The sequence below is a fragment of the Duganella sp. P38 genome (assembly GCF_050859475.1).
Taxonomy (GTDB): Bacteria; Pseudomonadota; Gammaproteobacteria; order Burkholderiales; family Burkholderiaceae_D; genus Rugamonas.
Genome location: NZ_CP193936.1, coordinates 4,638,275 through 4,655,991, shown reverse-complemented (window position 1 = coordinate 4,655,991; position 17,717 = coordinate 4,638,275). Strand labels below are relative to the sequence as shown.

At 62.6% G+C, this 17,717-nt stretch carries 17 protein-coding genes, 1 tRNA gene and 1 pseudogene; 14 read left to right on the top strand and 5 right to left on the bottom strand.

Annotation, left to right across the window (positions count from 1 at the left end):
* The 3 genes from adeC (at nucleotide 1) to ACRQ5J_RS21630 (ending at nucleotide 2,924) form a co-directional block, all read left to right on the top strand.
* Nucleotides 1-1,443 carry an AdeC/AdeK/OprM family multidrug efflux complex outer membrane factor gene (gene adeC / locus ACRQ5J_RS21640; protein WP_432379675.1) on the top strand — a complete coding sequence of 481 codons (1,443 nt, stop codon included), beginning with the start codon at nucleotides 1-3 and terminating at the stop codon, nucleotides 1,441-1,443.
* Between the two features lie 77 nt (nucleotides 1,444-1,520).
* Nucleotides 1,521-2,132: a TetR/AcrR family transcriptional regulator gene (locus tag ACRQ5J_RS21635; protein ID WP_432379673.1), complete on the top strand. Its 612-nt coding sequence runs from the start codon at nucleotides 1,521-1,523 to the stop codon at nucleotides 2,130-2,132.
* 84 nt (nucleotides 2,133-2,216) lie between these two features.
* Nucleotides 2,217-2,924, top strand: a complete 708-nt coding sequence (locus ACRQ5J_RS21630) for a fumarylacetoacetate hydrolase family protein (RefSeq protein WP_432379671.1) — start codon at nucleotides 2,217-2,219, stop codon at nucleotides 2,922-2,924.
* A 5-nt stretch (nucleotides 2,925-2,929) separates the two neighbouring features.
* Here the strand turns inward: ACRQ5J_RS21630 and ACRQ5J_RS21625 are convergent, their stop codons facing one another.
* On the bottom strand, nucleotides 2,930-3,754 hold the full coding sequence (locus tag ACRQ5J_RS21625; protein ID WP_432379669.1) for an SIR2 family NAD-dependent protein deacylase: 825 nt from the start codon (nucleotides 3,752-3,754) through the stop codon (nucleotides 2,930-2,932).
* Nucleotides 3,755-3,824: 70 nt separating this feature from the next.
* On the opposite strand from ACRQ5J_RS21625, the gene ACRQ5J_RS21620 reads away from it, so the two are divergent.
* Nucleotides 3,825-3,901 (top strand) — tRNA-Pro (locus tag ACRQ5J_RS21620).
* A gap of 28 nt (nucleotides 3,902-3,929) precedes the next feature.
* Nucleotides 3,930-4,370, top strand: coding sequence for a hypothetical protein (locus tag ACRQ5J_RS21615; RefSeq protein WP_432379668.1), 441 nt, complete (start codon nucleotides 3,930-3,932; stop codon nucleotides 4,368-4,370).
* Nucleotides 4,371-4,550: 180 nt separating this feature from the next.
* Here ACRQ5J_RS21615 and ACRQ5J_RS21610 read toward each other — a convergent pair whose 3' ends face one another.
* Nucleotides 4,551-4,685, bottom strand: coding sequence for a hypothetical protein (locus tag ACRQ5J_RS21610; RefSeq protein ID WP_432379666.1), 135 nt, complete (start codon nucleotides 4,683-4,685; stop codon nucleotides 4,551-4,553).
* A 71-nt stretch (nucleotides 4,686-4,756) separates the two neighbouring features.
* Here ACRQ5J_RS21610 and ACRQ5J_RS21605 point away from each other — a divergent pair, with 71 nt between their 5' ends.
* Nucleotides 4,757-4,987 (top strand): hypothetical protein, encoded by a 231-nt coding sequence (locus ACRQ5J_RS21605; RefSeq protein ID WP_432379664.1) that lies wholly within the window; start codon nucleotides 4,757-4,759, stop codon nucleotides 4,985-4,987.
* A 565-nt stretch (nucleotides 4,988-5,552) separates the two neighbouring features.
* Here the strand turns inward: ACRQ5J_RS21605 and ACRQ5J_RS21600 are convergent.
* Nucleotides 5,553-6,473: a hypothetical protein gene (locus ACRQ5J_RS21600; protein ID WP_432379662.1), complete on the bottom strand. Its 921-nt coding sequence runs from the start codon at nucleotides 6,471-6,473 to the stop codon at nucleotides 5,553-5,555.
* A gap of 498 nt (nucleotides 6,474-6,971) precedes the next feature.
* Between ACRQ5J_RS21600 and ACRQ5J_RS21595 the strand changes: the two genes are divergently transcribed.
* Together ACRQ5J_RS21595 and ACRQ5J_RS21590 are read left to right on the top strand one after the other, a co-directional pair.
* Nucleotides 6,972-7,568, top strand: coding sequence for a BRCT domain-containing protein (locus ACRQ5J_RS21595; protein WP_432379661.1), 597 nt, complete (start codon nucleotides 6,972-6,974; stop codon nucleotides 7,566-7,568).
* Between the two features lie 89 nt (nucleotides 7,569-7,657).
* Entirely contained in the window at nucleotides 7,658-7,867 is a 210-nt protein-coding gene (locus ACRQ5J_RS21590; RefSeq protein ID WP_432379659.1) for a hypothetical protein, read from the top strand.
* A gap of 20 nt (nucleotides 7,868-7,887) precedes the next feature.
* On the opposite strand, the gene ACRQ5J_RS21585 is transcribed toward ACRQ5J_RS21590, so the two are convergent.
* On the bottom strand, nucleotides 7,888-8,466 hold the full coding sequence (locus ACRQ5J_RS21585; RefSeq protein ID WP_432379657.1) for a TadE/TadG family type IV pilus assembly protein: 579 nt from the start codon (nucleotides 8,464-8,466) through the stop codon (nucleotides 7,888-7,890).
* Nucleotides 8,463-9,926 (bottom strand): pilus assembly protein TadG-related protein, encoded by a 1,464-nt coding sequence (locus tag ACRQ5J_RS21580; RefSeq protein ID WP_432379655.1) that lies wholly within the window; start codon nucleotides 9,924-9,926, stop codon nucleotides 8,463-8,465. Before ACRQ5J_RS21580 ends, ACRQ5J_RS21585 begins: the two co-directional genes overlap by 4 nt.
* Nucleotides 9,927-10,080: 154 nt before the next feature.
* Between ACRQ5J_RS21580 and ACRQ5J_RS21575 the strand changes: the two genes are divergently transcribed.
* The 6 genes and pseudogenes from ACRQ5J_RS21575 to ACRQ5J_RS21550 form a co-directional block, all read left to right on the top strand.
* Nucleotides 10,081-11,367 (top strand): ABC transporter substrate-binding protein, encoded by a 1,287-nt coding sequence (locus ACRQ5J_RS21575; protein ID WP_432379653.1) that lies wholly within the window; start codon nucleotides 10,081-10,083, stop codon nucleotides 11,365-11,367.
* Nucleotides 11,368-11,418: 51 nt separating this feature from the next.
* Nucleotides 11,419-12,432 carry a LacI family DNA-binding transcriptional regulator gene (locus ACRQ5J_RS21570; RefSeq protein WP_432379652.1) on the top strand — a complete coding sequence of 338 codons (1,014 nt, stop codon included), beginning with the start codon at nucleotides 11,419-11,421 and terminating at the stop codon, nucleotides 12,430-12,432.
* Between the two features lie 74 nt (nucleotides 12,433-12,506).
* Complete coding sequence (locus tag ACRQ5J_RS21565; RefSeq protein WP_432379650.1) at nucleotides 12,507-13,580, top strand: glycoside hydrolase family 5 protein; 1,074 nt, start codon at nucleotides 12,507-12,509, stop codon at nucleotides 13,578-13,580.
* Entirely contained in the window at nucleotides 13,508-13,786 is a 279-nt protein-coding gene (locus tag ACRQ5J_RS21560; protein ID WP_432379648.1) for a hypothetical protein, read from the top strand. Before ACRQ5J_RS21565 ends, ACRQ5J_RS21560 begins: the two co-directional genes overlap by 73 nt.
* A complete protein-coding gene (locus ACRQ5J_RS21555) occupies nucleotides 13,783-15,144 on the top strand; it encodes a GH1 family beta-glucosidase (protein WP_432379646.1) in 1,362 nt (453 codons plus the stop codon). Before ACRQ5J_RS21560 ends, ACRQ5J_RS21555 begins: the two co-directional genes overlap by 4 nt.
* A 90-nt stretch (nucleotides 15,145-15,234) precedes the next feature.
* Nucleotides 15,235-17,544: pseudogene (locus tag ACRQ5J_RS21550) on the top strand (glycoside hydrolase family 3 N-terminal domain-containing protein); the annotation flags it as partial.
* Nucleotides 17,545-17,717 lie beyond the last annotated feature (173 nt).

The following is a 17,717-nucleotide window of genomic DNA, read 5'->3' as shown; positions in this document are numbered from 1 at the left end:
ATGAAAAAATCCTTAATCACGATGGCGGCGCTGGCGCTGCTGGCCGGCTGCAGCCTGGCGCCGGTGTACGAACGCCCGGCGCAAGCGGTGCCGCAGGCCTATCCTAGCGGCGACGCCTACCAGGGCGTGCCGCCGGCGGCGGCCGACGCCAAGCCGGTGTCGCAGATCCTGTGGCGCGAATACTTCGCCGACGCCAAACTGCGCAAGGTGATCGAGCTGGCGCTGGCCAACAACCGCGACCTGCGCGTCTCGGTGCTCAACATCGAGAAGGCCAAGGCGCAGTACAACATCGACACGGCGGCGCTGCTGCCGAAGCTGTCGGCCAATGTCAACCAGAGCGCCTCGCGCACGCCGTCGACCATGACCGGCACCGGCGAGGCGGCCATCAGCCGCCAGTACACCGGCGGCCTGGTGATGTCCTCGTATGAGCTGGACTTCTTCGGCAAGCTGCGCAACCAGTCCGAGGCCGGCCTGCAAAGCTATCTGGGCACCGAAGAGGCGCGCCGCACGCAGCAGATCACGCTGGTGGCGGAAGTGGCCAACGCGTATTCGACCCTGATCGCCGACCAGCAGCGTCTGAAGCTGGCGCAGGAGACGCTGAAATCGCAGCAGACCTCGTATGACCTGAGCAAGAAGCGCTTCGCCTCGGGCGTGGTGGCCGGCACCGACATGTACGACGCCCAGACCAGCGTGGAGACGGCGCGCAACGACGCCGCCGTCTACACCGCGCAAGTGGCGCTGGACCTGAACGCGCTGACGCTGCTGGTGGGCAGCAGCGTGCCAGCCGACCTGCTGCCGACCGGCGATCTGGAAGAAGTGACGCAGCTGGCCGCGATTCCGGCCGGCCTGCCGTCGGACCTGCTGCGCGCCCGCCCGGACGTGCAGGAAGCCGAGCGCGCGCTGCGCGCCGCCAACGCCAACATCGGCGTGGCGCGCGCCGCCTTCTTCCCGAGCATCTCGCTGACGGCGTCCGGCGGCAGCGCCAGCACCACGCTTTCCGGCCTGTTCAAGGCCGGCTCGTCGACCTGGAGCTTTGTCCCGCAGATCAACCTGCCGATCTTCGACGCTGGCGTCAACCGCGCCAACCTCGACATCGCCAAGGCCGAGCGCGACATCTCGGTGGCGCAGTACGAGAAATCGGTGCAGACCGCGTTCCGCGAAGTGGCCGACGCCCTGGCCACGCGCGGCACGCTGGACGAGCGCCTGGCGTCGCAGACGGCGCTGGTGGAAGCGTCGCAGAAGAGCTACACCATCAACGAGGCGCGCTACCGCCAGGGCGCCGATTCGTACCTGAACGCGCTGGTGTCGCAGCGCGCGCTGTACACGGCCCAGCAAGGCCTGATCACCACCCGCCTTGCAAAAACCAGCAACGCCGTCACCTTGTACAAGGTGCTGGGCGGCGGCTGGCAGCCGGAGCTGCCGCAGCAGCAGCCGCAAGGCTGATCCGGCACGGCGGGCGCCGTCGCGCGCCCGCCGTTCTCTCATCGATACACGCCCCAGGCACATAACCAAGGACACCCATGAGCACCCCGGTCAAACGCCGCACCGACCCAGAGCGCGCGCAGAACCGCCGCAATCAGGTTTTGCAGGCGGCCGCCGTGTGTTTCGCCCGCAGCGGCTTCCACGCCGCCAGCATGTCGGAAATCTCGAAGGAAGCCGGCATGAGCGCCGGCCATATCTACAACTACTTCGACAACAAGGACGCCATCATCATGGCGTTTGTCGACCTGCATGCCGAGGATGTGCTGATCAAGCTCGGCGAGCTCGATAGCCAGGAAGACCCGCTGCAATCGATGATCGACGGCGCGCCGGAGCACATCGAGAAGCACCTCGACCCGCAACAGACCGAGCTGCCGCTGGAGATGTTTGCCGAGGCTTCGCGCAACCCGAAGATCGCCGAGGCGCTGCGCGCCGCCGACCGCAAGGTGGGGGAGCGCTTCCGTCCCATCATCAAGCGCGAGCGCGAGCGGCGCGGCCTGGCGGTCGACGACGCCACGCTCGACGGCCGCATCGACACCATGGTGTCGCTGTTCCAGGGCCTGTCGATCCGCGCCATACAGCGTCCCGACATGAACCGCGACTCCCTGGTGGCAGGGTGGCGCGTCGTGCTGACGGCATTGCTGCTGACCTGATTTGTCTCATAATGTTTCGCGCCGCAGCAGAGGGGCGCGCGCTGTTGTACCATCATGAGGTCTTAATCAGCTGATAGGCGCATCATGACCTCCTACGTAATTCCCGCCCATGACATCGTCGGCCTGCCGGTGGCCGGCACCTCCGACCTGTTCCCCGTGCGCCGCGTCTACTGCGTCGGCCGCAACTACGCCGGCCACGCGCGTGAGATGGGTTCCGACCCGGACCGCGAACCGCCGTTCTTCTTCTCCAAGCCCGGCGATGCGCAAGCGGTGGTGCCGGCCGCGCCCAACCGCGTGCTGGAACTGCCGTATCCGCCGCTGACCAGCAACCTGCATTATGAATGCGAGCTGGTGGTGGCCATCGGCAAGGGCGGCGCCAACATCGCGGTGGAAGACGCGGCCGCGCACATCTTCGGCTACGCGGTCGGCTTCGACATGACGCGGCGCGACCTGCAATTCAAGATGCGCGACGCCGGCCGTCCGTGGGAAATCGGCAAGGCCTTCGACTTCTCGGCGCCGATCGGCCTGATCCACCGTGCCGCAGAGGCGGGCGACATCAACAATGCCGCGATCGAGCTCGATGTCGACGGCGTGACCAGGCAATCGTCGTCGATCGCCCAGCTGATCTGGTCGGTCAGCGAAACCATCGCCAACCTGTCGACCTACTTCACGCTGGCGCCGGGCGACCTGATTTTCAGCGGCACGCCGGAAGGCGTGGGCGCGGTCGTGCGCGGCAACGTCCTCGAAGGCAAGGTCGCCGGCCTGTCGCCGATCACGGTGAAACTGGTATAAACCGTTTATAGCAAAGCGTCGATGGCGTTCAGCGCCGCCAGCGAGCCGGCGGCCAGTCCGACATCGCGCGGGCCCGCAACCTGCGGCTCGCGCGGATTGATGCGGACCATGCGGCCGTTGTGATGGCTGATCACCGACTGGCCGAAGTGGCGGACCGACGGTATCGCCACGCCGGCCCCCAGTTCCACGACCAGCGGGCGTTGCGCCTGGCGCAGCAGGCGGCCCAGGCGCGCCTCCTGGGCGGCGGAGCGGTGGTCATGCCATCCCCAGTCGCCGAACATCAGGATATTCGGCCGCGCCATGCCGCCGCAATGGGGGCAGGCGGGCGGCTGGTTCAGCAACTGGCAAGCGTCGTTATCGACTTGCGGCGTGTAGCCGTCCGCGCTCCAGATATCCGCGCCGCACGGCGCCAGGCATTGCAGGTGGTGGATCGAGCCGTGACATTCATAAATGCGCTGCGGGTCGAAGCCGGCCGCCTGGAACTGGCCATCAACATTGCTGGTGAAAACGGCGTAGCCAAGCCGCATGCGCTCGCCCCATTTCTTCAACAGGCCGAAGCCGGCGTGCGGCGTGGTCGCGCGGTAAAGATTGAGCCGGTGCCCGTAAAATCCCCAGGCCAGCGCCGGATCCTCACTAAAGGTCGCCGGCGAGGCGACGCTGGTGAACGCCATGCGCGCGCGGCCGAGGGCAGGGTAGGCCTGCCAGAAGCCTTGATTGCCGCGAAAATCCGGCAGGCCTGAATCGACGCCAAGCCCGGCGCCGGCGGCGACAATGAGCAGGTCGGCTTGCTGGACGAGGGCGGCGGCACGGTGGAGATCGGAAGTGTTCATCCAAGCTATGCTAGCCGCGTTCGGCAAACATGACAAATACTTAAACCCGCTGCTATAATAAGCCGTTCGTCGGGGCGTAGCGCAGCCTGGTAGCGTACATGCATGGGGTGCATGGGGTCGGAGGTTCGAATCCTCTCGCCCCGACCAACAAAATCAAAGACTTAGGCCAGCCGAGATGCTGGCCTTTTTCTTATCTGACGCGGCGGTCAGGATTCCGCCTTACCTGCCGCGATGCTGGTGGTGCTGGCAGGTGTTTCACGTCAAGGTCGATGACCTCGGCCTGGTTGAGTTGACCACGCTGCTGGCAGATTTGGTCAGGTCGCGCAGGGCGTTGAGCTCGCGCTGCCTGGCAGGCGTCAGGCGCGCGGCCAGGTCGCCTGCGGCAATGCAACTCGTCCCCCGTGTGGAGTCTGCCGCGCTGGCCCTCCTTCAGTGCTTTGTCCAAGCGGCGTTTATCGGCACCGATTGCGCGGCGACGCTCGTGCGCTCTCTGCCAAAGCAGGGCGGCGTAATGATTTTCCTGGCGGTCATGGCATCGCCGTCGGCCGTCCTGCTGATCGGCGCGCAGGCCCCCCCCTCAAAGTCGCGGGCGTTTACTGTTTCTGGCGCCCATTAAAGGATGCCGAGCCGTTTAAGCTCCCGCCCTAACTTTTCGGAATCTGCGAATCGCGCCCTGTCGTAAATGACGTAGAAGTCGGGGAACCCATTGCCTACGTCGAATGTGTGAACCGCAGCCTTGATACTCGTGCGCTGTGAAGAAAAGTGCTTTCGAACATTGCCTGATAGCGATCTTCGTTCAAGCTGTTGTGGGCAGGCCGACCAAGGCCGGGTGGTTCAGCGTAAGTCGCAATCCACGTTTCTCCAACTGCTGGTGCAGTGCTGGAAATGCGTCGGGGTTGTCGATGAAGCTTACGGTGAAATTGTCGTCCATGTTTTTAGTCGTTTGAAGTAGAGAAAGCTTAGGGTGTTAACCTGCGTCTCGAGTATAGTGCGATGTTGTTCATGGAAAACCAAATTAAGGTGCCGGCGCCTCACGGCGATGGCGGGGATGCGTCGCTATCAGGCGAGCGAGAAGTTCAGAGTTTTGTCGAGAACCTTGGCTGCTTGATCGACGAATTCGATTTTGGACGAATGATCAAGATCGGACAGACGGTCGATTTGTGGGGTGTGCACATCCAGCACGCGCGCCAGGTCGGCCTTGCGAATCTTGAGCCTGTAAGAATTTCTGTGTGATAGGGCTCATGAAATAATACCGAAAGGGTTTTTCCAAGACCGACGCAATGACCACTAAGAAGCCCAGAAAAAAGAAAGAGCCGTAGACTTCAAAATTCTTATGTTGAAAAGTTTGGATATTCTTGAGCACAACCAGATGTACAAATAGCATTTTGGCGATGCCGGAGAGAATTTTTCGGAAGCATGCCGCCAAGTTGTTGCCACTGACGCAGGCTTACGAATGGGAACCTTGATTTTAGGGCTATTTGCGGACAGTAAAGTTCCAAATGCTCTGAATCAGAGAAAGGTTCTGAGGTAGATATTCTTCATGATTGCTAGCCCAAAAGAAGCGCATTCTGATTTGCAGCTGAGCCTGCTATCCCATTCGGTTGGAACGATCACCAGCTCGCGCTATTATTGCCCGCCTTATCGCAGCGAAAAGTTAGCGGGGGCGTCGGCGTTCGCGGGGAGCGCGGACGTAATATCGGCGGTTAGCTGTGTCAGCACCACTCAGCGTGGCAAACATTCAGGTGCAGAAGTCGTGGCCTGTCGCAGTGGTGCCGCCGGACCTGATACTGCAAATGGACTAGCTGAACTGCAAGATGGGATCAAACTGTGCGGAATTTTCAGTCAATGTTAGTATTTCTTGGGCACCACCTTCCGGAAGCCAATTTAATTTAAAATTAACTTTATTTTTTTCATCAGAGATTACTAGAGTTTGCATGAAGGCCAATTTTCCCACATTTTCGGGGATATTGTGAGTATTCCTATATGATAATATGGTCTGAGCATGAGGCAGGGCCACGTCCCTAGCGCTAATCAAAACATGCTGTGACAGCATATTGAAGCACTCTTCCCACGACGCAAGCAGTTCAAATATCGAGAATTGCGGGGGGAATGCTTCCAAGTCTTGTCTGGTTTTTTGATTCCAGATGTCGCGTTCAGACAATAAGCTATCTCGTTCTAAAAGGAGTTGGAGCGTGATCTCGCCGGACAATCTTTCACTTCCAAAAGTGATTTGCATGGGTGGCACGCCCACATGTTGGCAATAGTTTCTCAGCCGAGAAACAATTCGATATGCTGCAGAGCTATCGTATTGCGCGCTTTGTGCGGATTTCCACTTGGAGTACTCGTTGGATAACTTCCCATTTTTTCTTGAAATTGCGCAATCGGCGTGATCTAAAAAAGTCCTGAATGATGATAAGATATTCAATATTTTCCTAATAAAATCTAGGCGGGCCTGTGTAATTGATTCCTCAGAGATATTTCCATTGTCGGCATATTCCTGTACATGAAATTTTACGGTGTTGACGAAGTCTGATATATTCATGCGCACCAGTTCAACTAATATCTTTGCCTGGGAAAAATCCCTTAAGCTTCGAAGTTTTTTGTTGGCTTCCTCTGCAGATACATTACATAGAAAAACAATTGAAGCCGGTTCTTGCCGCGATATAATTTCGAGGTCGCCGGTAACATGCACAAGTTCGTGCTCCCCTAGTTCACTCATAGTATTTCCTTTTAAAATTTGCTCTGCGTCGCCACATTAAGAACTAAGGTTACAATGTTAATTGGCCGTCAAATCTGGCCTGAGTGCCGCACCTGCTGCGCTGTGATTTTACTATAAGTCGTTTCTTGCCTTAACCTTGCCTTAAATTGCCTCGGCCCTTAGTGTACATCGCCGGAACCTCTGGAGAATCAAAACTTTATTTCGCAGGGGCTTTGATTGTTTGCGGGTGAGATCGACCAAGACCTTCTCGGATGCACAAAACAAAACATGGGGTGTATGGGGTGGAGGTTCGAATCTTCTCGCCCCGACAAACACAATCAAAGACGGAGGCCAATCATCGATTGGCATCTTTCGTTTCTTAGTTTTGGACGACCGACTTTTATCTTTGACGTGATAAAGCGTGATATTTCTTCCTGTAAATTTGTCTATACTTAAAGACATTGCCGAGCCACGGCCTAGCTACCAGGAAAGACATGACCACCGACGCTTCTCTTATCTTTGCTTTTTCGCAACGAAGCCATTACAGATCGTCAGATTGACGAACTGATTGGGATCATTAAAGGTGTACTTGCAGACGGGATGGTTTCGCAGGGCGAGCTTGAGTTCCTGATTTCTTGGATGGAGTCCAATCGCCGCGCTGCGAACCTTTGGCCAGCCAAAGTTTTGTATCCGCGCCTCTTGGCTGTAATGGCAGACGGTAAGTTAGATCTTCAGGAAGAATCCGAGATTCTTGAACTGCTGACCAAAACGGTCGGCGGTAACACTACGCCGCAATACGGTAACTCCAGCGGCAGTACCCGGCTGCCTTTCACTGAGCCGGCGCGACCAATCCAATTTGCCGATCAAGTGTTTTGCTTTACCGGCGCTTTTAACTCCGGCAAGCGCACTTGGTGTGAGCAGCAGGTCACGGAGCGTGGGGGCGTCACATCGGGTTCGATTACAAAAAAGCTGAATTATCTGGTTATTGGTGATATCGGTAACGAAAACTGTGTGCATTCCACGCATGGCAGAAAAATTGAGAAAGCTATCGAATACAACGCCGCCGGAGGCCGGATTGTGATCGTCGGTGAAGAGCACTGGTATAGCCATTTGTGATTCGCGCGAGGGGAGGTCCGCCTCGCCGTTTTTGTTTTCTTGTGGCAATGGGCTATCATATTTGCTTTGTCTGATAACAGGGGACGGATATGGCGGATTGGGATTGGAACAGTGCTTCGGCCCGCGAGTCGCTGGTGTTGCCGCGTGTGGATGCGCTGGCGATTTACGCGAACAGTAACGGCGAGATCGTGCTGCGCCAGCAGGGCATGGATGGCAATGAGGACAGTATTATCATCATTCCCAAGAGCCAGGCACCAGAAGTGGTGGCGGCGATTAACAACATGCTAACCGAAAAATAGCCGCCTCCCCGCCGTCATATTCACGGACATAAGGTGCTTCCCGGCCGGAAGCCGAGCGATTCGGCGCGACTGGTGGTCGGCGATTGCGGCAGCGTCAAGCTGAAGCCGGGCACCGGGAATATCGGCTGGTAGGCGACCGCGCCGCAGTCTTCCGCGCCGGGCGCGCAGATGCGGGCGCGCACCATGCGGATGCAGTCGCCGCCGAGCGGATGGGCCGCGCAGTTGATGCGCGCCTGGACCGGACAGGCCGGCAGCGCGCCTGCCGCAATCGGCGTCGGCGTCAGGCTGCCGTCGGCGCCGCGCGCGAGCGAGAGGTAGTCGATGCGCACGTGGGCGTCGGTGATGGGCATGCCCAGCGCCAGCGGGCCGGCGCTGTCGCGCAGGATCGCCGATTGCCGCACGCCATCCATCGCGGCCGGGTTGCTGAAGTCGCTGACGGCGGCCGCATGAGCTGCGCGGCGCGTCACTTCCTGCAAAGTGTTCCATAGGTAGAGTGCGCGTGCCGCTTCCAGCACGAAAAATACCACGCCAAGAAAGATGGCGATGGCAAGCGCAAACTCGGCCACGGTGGCGCCGCGCGCCCGCCGCTGGCGCCTCATCGTTGCAGCTCCGTCGCGCCGCCGAGCGACGATGGCGGGGCGATGCCGGCGAATTCGGCGGCAAGGCTGGTGGGCGTGGCCGGTACCGTCATGAAGAAGCGGCCGACGCCGAGCACGGTGGCACTGGCGGTGGGCCCGGCCGCCACCGGGCAGTCGAGCAGCGCGACATGGAGCACGCGCCGTTTGGCAACGCCGGGCTGGTGCCCCGCGCTGGGCGCGAGGAAGTGGGTGCCGGCGGTGGCGATGTAAGGCGTGGCGTTGGCTTGGCCGGCCGGATAGCCGCTGGCGGCCGGCGCGCCCGGCGCATACAGGCTGCTCCACGCGCTGGCGGCGAAGACGCCATAGCCATTGGCCGGCTCGACCGGCTGCGCGACGTAGGCCGAATAGGGCACGGCGCGGGCGCCGGCCCATAGCGGGCCGTACTGCGCGGCGGTGTTGCTGGCGTCGCCCGGCAGCGGGTCGGCGCGTGTCCACAGCCTGACGCCGCCGCTGGTCCAGGCGCCGGCCGTTTGCGTCGCCGGCGCGGCCGCCATCCAACTGATGGCGGTGTAGGGGTAGGGCTTGACGTTGCTGTCCGGCGGCGCGCCGTCCGGCGTGCAGACGTTGCCGCTGTAGTTGTCGAAGCGCGAGTTCAGGTGCTGGTAGAGCGTGGCCAGCGGGAAGCCGCGCTGCACCGTCAGCGGTCCGCCGATGACGGTGGGCATCGGCAGCGAGCCGTTGCAGACGAAGGGGCCGACCACGTCGGTGGCGAAGTCGGCGGCGGCGCCGGCCACGCCGGGCGGCGCCAGCGGGTCGATGAGGAAATGCTGCGGCGTCAGGCCTTGCGGATTGAGGTTCATCAGGTCGTAGGCGACACCGCGCCGGAAGCCGAACTCCACCAGTTCGTCGAAGGCGCTGTTGCCGCCGACGTTGGCGCGCGCGGCGGCCGGTTGCGTCGATTGGGCGCAGATCGCGAGCGGCGTTACCAGCGTCGATGCGCGCCCGGCGACGGCTTGCGCGGAGGCGCTGACGCTGCCCCGCAGCCGCATGAAGATAAGGTTGACCAGGCCCGGATCGCCGGACAGCTGGCGCGTGTCGACCTTGACGTACATCATGCGCGCGGCAGCGGCCTGGGCGCCCGCCGCATCGGTCCACGCGCCGTCCGGCGCAGCGGCAAAGCGCAGCGCGTCGGCCGCCCAGGTGATGCTGATCTTGTTGTAGCCGACCGGGAAGCGGGCGGCAGCCGTGGCTGCCGCGTTGAGGGCCTCGGTGACGCCGCCACCTGTGCCGTTCAGCTCGCGCGCGGCGGCAAGCGCGGTGGCGTCCGCCAGCACCTGCAGTTCGGCTTTGCGGTTGTACAACTGGCCGAGGTCCAATGCCAGGCCCATCAAGGCGAGCATGCCGAGCAGCATGGCGCAGCACAGCACGGCGATCACGCCCCGCTGGCGGGGCAGGCTCGGGCGGACGGCGGGCACGGGCATCTCCTGACGGTGTCGACGCGCTCGATTTTATCCAACGGGAAATATTCGCCCTTGAGTTGCCGCAAGGGTTTCCGTTGACACTGAAAATCAAGCGGTGCTATATTTGGTGGAATTGGGAACGTTTCCAATCAATCAAAATAACTACGGAGACAGGATGGACAAGCACACCAGGGACGCCGCGCGTCCGGGCGGGCGGCTGCGCTGTGCCGTGGCTGCGGGGGCCGCGGTGGCGTTGGCGCTGGCCGGCGGCGCGGCGTCCGCTGCGCCGGCCGCCGCCGCGCCCAAGGCAGAGGTGCTGCACTGGTGGACATCCAGCAGCGAGTCCGCCGCCGTGCGCAAGTTTGCCGACGCCTACCGCGCCGCCGGCGGCGCCTGGGCCGATACCGCCATTGCCGGCGCCGACCAGGCCAAGGCGGTGGCGATCAACCGTATCGTTGGCGGCAATCCGCCGACCGCCGCGCAGTTTAATACCACGTGGCAGTTCCGCGACCTGATCGAACAGGGTTCGCTTAACAACGTTGATGACATCGCCCTCCGCGAGCGCTGGGATCAGCTGATGCCGCAGCCGATACTGGACGTCATCAAGGTCAAGGGCCACTTTTACGCGGCGCCGGTGGACATTCATATGTCGACCTGGATCTGGTATTCCAAGGCCGCGTTCCAGAAAGCCGGCATCGCCGCAGAACCGACGACGCCGGACGAACTGTTCGCCGCGCTCGACAAGCTGAAAGCCGCCGGCCTGGTCGGCCTGGCGCACGGCGGCCAGCCGTGGCAGGAGAACATCCTGTTCCAGGCCATGCTGGCCAATATCGGCGGCAAGGAGCTGTACCTGCAGGTGCTGCGCGACCGTAATCCGAAAGCGATCAATTCGGAGGCGTTTAAAAAGGTGCTGCTGGCCTTCAAGCGCCTGCAAAGCTATGTGGACGCCGGCTCGCCCAACCGCAACTGGAACGACGCCACCGCGATGCTCATCAGCGGCAAGGCCGGGGTGCAGATCATGGGCGACTGGGCCAAGGGCGAGTTCGCCGCCGCGCGGCAGACCGCCGGCAAGGACTTCGGCTGCATCGCCGGCCTGGGGCCGAATGTGCCGTACCTGATCCAGGGCGACGCCTTCGTTTTCCCGAAGACGCGCAACCCGGACGCCGTGCGCGCGCAGAAGCTGCTGGCGACGACGATGCTGGCGCCGAAGGCGCAGCAGGAATTTAACAGGATCAAGGGTTCGCTGCCGATCCTGAGCAATGTGGATACCTCGGGCATGGACCTGTGCGCGCAGGCCGGCATGGCGATCCTGAAGGAGAAGACGCGCGCGCTCGGCATGATCGAGGTGTACCTGACGCCGGACCAGAACGGCGCGCTACAGGATGTGCTGACAACCTACTGGAACAGCCGCATGCCGGTGGAGAAGGCGCAGAAGGGCATCGCCGCCGCCTTGATGGATTGAGCGGCCCGGGTTATCCTTGCCGCCGCATAGACTGAACGGATAAGGGATCGAGTGGCAACCATCAAAGACGTGGCCCGGTTGGCGGGCGTGGGTTTAGGAACCGCTTCGCGCGTTATCAGCGGCAAGGGATCGGTGTCGCAATCCACGCAGGAGAAGGTGCGCAAGGCGATCGAGCAGCTGGAGTTCCGGCCTTCGCACGCGGCGCGCTCGCTGTTGTCGGGCACCAGCCAGATGATCGGTGTGTACATCCCCTACCTGAGCGGCACGTTTTATACGCCGATTCTGCAGTCGATCTACACGGCGCTGCGCGAGGCGGGTTTGAACATGGTGGTGGCGTTCGGCGTCGGCGACGGCGATGCGCGCAACCAGGCGATCGATGGCTTGAACTTCCTGATCGAGCGTGGCAGCGATGGCCTGATCGTCATGAGCAATGCGATGGAGGACGAGGATTTCGCGGCGCTGGGGCCTTTCCAGTCCCGGGTGGTGGTCATCAACCAGGAGGTCGCCAGCTTGAGCAGGCAGTGCTTCACGGTGGACCACGTGGCCGGCGGGCGACTGGCGGCGCGCACCCTGCTCGACGCGGGACACCGCCAGATCGCGGTGATCGCGGGCCGCGCGGCGGCGCCGGACAACCAGCAGCGTATCGCCGGCTTCAAGGCGGAGCTGGACGCGGCAGGCATCGACAGCGGCAAGGTGTGGATGGCCGACGGCGAGTTCTCCTCGGAAGGCGGCTTTGCCTGCGCGGAGAAACTGCTGGCGTCGGGCGAGGAATTTACGGCGGTGTTTTGCGCCAATGATGAAATGGCGGTGGGTGCGCTGTCCGCTTTCCAGAAGGCGGGGGTGCAGGTGCCGCAGCAGGTGTCGGTGCTCGGTTACGACGATACGCATAGCGCGCAGTTCTCCGCGCCACAGCTGACCAGCGTGCATATCCCGTGGAGCGAGATGACGATGAACGGGTTGAACTATCTGCTGAACCAGTGCTATGGCCTGCAGCGACCGGTGACGCGCGGCTATCAGCTGCATGTGGCGCGGCGGGCGTCGCTGGCTACGCGTAAAACGAAGTAAAGATCGAGAGCACGCGCTGGCCGCATGCTCTTTTTTGCAGTATGCTTGGAAACGATTCCATCAACGGAGGCCGTATGCTGATAAAACGAATCGCTTGCTGCGTGGCCGTGCTGCTGGCCGGCGTGGCGCGCGCGCAAGCGCCGGCGCCGCTGCCGATGTTGCACACGGAAGGCACGAAGTGGCTGGCGGCCGATGGCGCGCAGCCGGCGCTGCGCGGCGTCAATCTGGGCAACTACCTGATCCAGGAGTTCTGGATGATGGGGCAGCAGACCAAGGCGGTCGGCGATCAGTGCAAGCTGGAGGCGGTGCTCGACCAGCGCTTTGGCTACGAAGAACGTCAGCGCCTGTACACGCTGTTCCGCGATAACTGGATCACGGAACGCGATTGGGATATGCTGCCCAGGCTGAATCTCAACCTGGTGCGCCTGCCGTTCATCTACAGCGTAGTGGAAGATGAAAAGAACCCGCGCCACCTGCGCGCCGACGCCTGGAAGTATCTGGACAACGCCATCGAGCAGGCGGAGAAGCGCGGCATTTATGTAATCCTCGATCTGCACGGCGCCGTCGGCAGCCAGGGCTGGGAGCATCACAGCGGCTGCGCGGGACGCAATCGATACTGGGACACGCCGGAATACCAGCAGCGCACCATCTGGCTGTGGCAGCAGATCGCCGCGCGCTACAAGGATCGCGGCGCGGTGGCCGGCTACAGCATTCTCAATGAACCGTGGGGCACCACGCCGGAGAACATGGCGGCGGTGATGCGCACGCTGTACACGGCTATCCGCGAGGTCGATCAGAACCACGTCATCATCCTGCCCGGCCACGTCAAGGGCATCGACGCCTACGGCAAGCCGTCCGACCACGGATGCGCAACGTCGCCTTCGAGATGCATCCCTATCCCGGCCATTTCGGCTGGGGCAAGCCGGGACTGGCGGTGCACAGGGCCTGGCTGCAATGCACCGGCGAAGGTGACAGCGTGTGCAAGTGGAAGCGGAAGCTGGCGGCGCTCGATACCGCCTTTTTCGTCGGCGAGTTCCAGCCGTGGGCCTTCATGGGAGCGGAGCTCGGCGGCCAGGTGCTGCGGGCGACTTACGACACCTATGTCGCCAACGGCTGGGCCTCGACCGCGTGGGCCTACAAGGTGGTGACCAACAAGGGCGGCCAGGGCAAGGGCACCTGGGGCCTGGTCACCAACGCGCCTGGCGCAAAGATTCCCAAACTCGATTTCAACAAGGCCTCGCTGGCCGAGATTGAAAACCTGTTCCGCCTCTTCGGCAGCGTGCCGTATGAGCCACAGCAAACCGCCATCAAGTGGATGAACTCTCCCACACCGCCTACTCCATTCCAACCATGACCAAGACTTCTACCGACCTGCCTATGGCGATCCAGCGTTCCGACTTTGCCAGTGACTTTGTATGGGGCGTGTCCACCTCCGCGTACCAGATTGAAGGCGCGGCCGCCGTCGATGGCCGCGTGCCGTCGATCTGGGACACCTTCTCCGCGAGGCCCGGCAAGATCCGCGACGGCTCCACCGGCGCCGTCGCCTGCGATCACTATCACCACTGGGAGGAGGACCTCGACCTGGCGCAGTCCATGGGCCTGAACGCCTATCGTTTTTCGATTGCATGGCCGCGCATCTTCAATGGCGTGGACGCGCAGCCGAATGCCAAAGGCCTGGCGTTCTATTCGCGGCTGGTGGATGGCATGCTGGCGCGCGGCTTGCAGCCGTGGTGCACCTTGTACCACTGGGACCTGCCGCAGTACATCGAGGACCAGGGCGGATGGAATAACCGCGCCACCGTCGACCTGTACCTGCAATATGTGGATGTGATTACACGCCACCTGGGCGACCGCATCAAGCACTGGATCACGCACAATGAGCCGTGGTGCACGGCCATGCACGGCAACTGGGACGGCATGCACGCGCCGGGCAACAAGTCGCTGCCGCTGGCGTTGCAGGTGTGCCATCACGTGCTGCTGTCGCACGGCCGCGCGGTGCCGCTGATCCGCGCCAATGTGCCGGGCGCGAAGGTCGGCATCGCATTGAGTTTGCATCCGGTGGAGCCGGCCAGCGACAGCCCGGCCGATGCCGCCGCCGCGTCGCGCCACGACGCGCTGCGCAACCGCTGGTTCCTCGATGTGCTGTATGGCCGGGGGTATCCGGCCGAAGCGCTGGCGCTGGTGGGCGAGGATGCGCCGGTGGTGATGCCGGGCGACCTCGAAGCCATCGCCGTGCAGTGCGATTTCCTGGGCGTGAACTACTACTTCCCGGAAGTGGTGCAGAATGCGCCGGACGAGTATCCGCTGCGCGCGGAGATCGTGTACCCGCAGGACCGCCAGCGCACGGACTTCGGTTGGGAGGTGTCGCCGCAAGGGATGGTGACGCTGCTGGAGCGCGTGGCGCGCGACTACCTGGTCGGCGACCTGTATGTGACCGAAAGCGGATCTTCCTACGACGATCATCTTGAACATGGCGCGGTGATCGATACGCAGCGCCGCGATTACCTGATCCGCCACCTGGCCGCGATGCGCGATGCGATTGCGGGCGGCAGCAGGATCAAGGGCTACTTTGCCTGGAGCCTACTGGATAACTTTGAGTGGGCCGAGGGTTACCTGCGCCGCTTCGGCCTGACCTATATCGACTACCCGACGCAGCGCCGCATCATCAAGCAAAGCGGCCAGTGGTACAGCGCTTTCGTGCGCGGACACTAGCCACCCGTCGTTCCCGCGCAGGCGGGAACCCATACCCGGCATAGATTCCCGCCTGCGCGGGAATGACGACACATAACGGAGACCTACACAATGAAATCGCAAAATCACATCCTGCGCTGCGCCGTCGTAACGGCCGCCATGACACTGGGCGCCGGCGTCACCGCCGCACCAACCAGCAAACCGCTGACCGACTGGCCCCGCATCACCAGCGCCGTCAAACAAGACAAGGCAATGGAAGCGCGCATCAAGGAAATCGTCGCCGGCATGACGCTGGCGCAGAAGATCGGCCAGATGACGCAGCCGGAAATCAAATTCAGCACGCCGGAAGACATCCGCAAATACTACATCGGTTCCGTGCTGAACGGCGGCGGCAGCTGGGCGCAAGGGAACAAGCACGCCAGCGCCGCCGACTGGGTGAAGCTGGCCGACGCCTACTACGACGCCTCGATGAGCACCGACATGAAGGTGCAGATCCCGGTCATCTGGGGCATCGACGCCATGCACGGCAACTCGAATATGTACGGCGCCACGCTGTTCCCGCATAACATCGGCCTTGGCGCCGCGCGCGATCCGCAGCTGGTTGGCGAGATGGCGAAGTCGGTCGCGCGCGCCGTGCGCGCCACCGGCATCGACTGGGTGTTCGCGCCGACGCTGGCGGTGGTGCGCGACGACCGCTGGGGGCGGACTTACGAAAGCTTCTCGGAAGATGCTTCCATCGTCAGCGAGTACGCCGGCGTCTACGTCAAAGGCCTGCAAGGCGACCTGAAATCCGATAACACGGTGGTGGCCACCGCCAAGCACTTTGTCGGCGACGGCGGCACTTTCGAGGGCAAGGACCGGGGCCTGAACAAGTCCACGCCGGAGGAGATGATTAATCTGCATGCGGCGGGCTACTACCCGGCGCTGGCGGCGGGCGTGCAGACGGTGATGGCGTCTTTCAACAGCTGGAACGACTACGGCAAGCTGCATGGCAGCCGCGAACTGCTGACCGTGGCGCTGAAGGAGAAAATGGGCTTCGACGGCCTGGTGGTCAGCGACTGGAACGGCATCGGCGAAGTGGCCGGCTGCGCGGAGGACAGCTGCGCGCAGTCGATCAACGCCGGCGTTGACCTGGTCATGGTGCCGGAGAAGTGGAAGAGCTTCATCGCCAACACCATCGCGCAGGTGGAGAAGGGCGAGATTCCGATGTCGCGCATCGATGACGCGGTGACGCGCATCCTGCGCGTGAAGATGCGCGCCGGCCTGTTCGACGGCAAGAAGCCTTCGCAGAACATCTACGCCGGCAAGCAGGAAGCCTTGCAGGAGCGCGCGCTGGCGCGCAAGGCGGTGCAGGAATCGCTGGTGCTGCTGAAGAATAACGGCGGCGTGCTGCCGCTGGCGCGCGGCAAGAAGATCCTCGTGGTCGGCAAAAGCGCCGACAATATGTCCAACCAGTCCGGCGGCTGGTCGCTGACCTGGCAGGGCACGGACAACAAGAACAGCGACTATCCGTTCAGCGACACCATCCTCGCCGGCATCCAGGAAGTGGCCGGCAAGGAGCACGTCACCTACAGCGAGAACGCGGCCGGCATCGATGTCGGCAAATATGACGTGGTGATCGCGGTGATCGGCGAAACGCCTTACGCCGAGGGCGACGGCGACATCGGCCCGGCCGGCACGCTGCGCCTGTCCGGCCGTCACCCGGAAGACCTGGCGGTGCTGCAAGCGGTCGCCGGCAAGGGCAAGCCGGTGGTGACGGTGCTGATTACCGGCCGTCCGCTGTACGCCAACGACATCTTCAACCTGTCGGACAGCGTGGTGGCCGCATGGCTGCCGGGCACCGAAGGCAAAGGCGTGAGCGATGTGCTGTTTCGCAAGGCGGACGGCAAGGTCAATGTGGACTTCCGCGGCAAGCTATCGTTCTCGTGGCCGAAGGCGGCCTGCCAGACGCCGCTCAACGTCGGCGACGCGGACTACGCGCCGCTGTTCAAATACGGCTATGGCCTGGACTACGGCAGCAAGGCGACCGTGCCGCAGCTCGATACCAGCTATCCGGAAGGCGGCTGCGGCAAGTCGCTGGCGGTGCCGGTGTACAATCCGACCGACCGCGCGACGTATGGCCTGTATGTCAGCAGCGGCGGCCAGCGTGTGGCGTTGGGGGCGGACCTGAACGCGGTGTTCAACCTGCCGACGGTGAAAGTGGAAACGGCGCAGATCAATACCCAACAGGACGCCAAGCGCCTGACCTGGACCGGGCCGGCGAAACTGGAAGCGCAGGCCGGCAAGGCGCGCAAGCTGCCGGCGTTTGCCAGCACCGACGGCGCGCTGCAGTTTGATACCATCGTGACGGCCGCGCCGCAGGGCAAGGTGCTGATCGGCATGGAGACGGTGGAGCTGGACGCCAGCGCTGTCCTGAAGCAGCTGACCGGCAAGGGCAAGCAGACGGTGAAGATTCCGCTGTCCTGCTTTGCCGCCAGGGGCTGCCGCTGGCCGCTTTCAGCACGCCGTTCAGCGTTGCCGCCGATGCGCCGTTTGCGGCGACGTTCGCCAATATCCAGATCGTTGGCGCCGCCGCCAGGGACAAGGATGCGCTG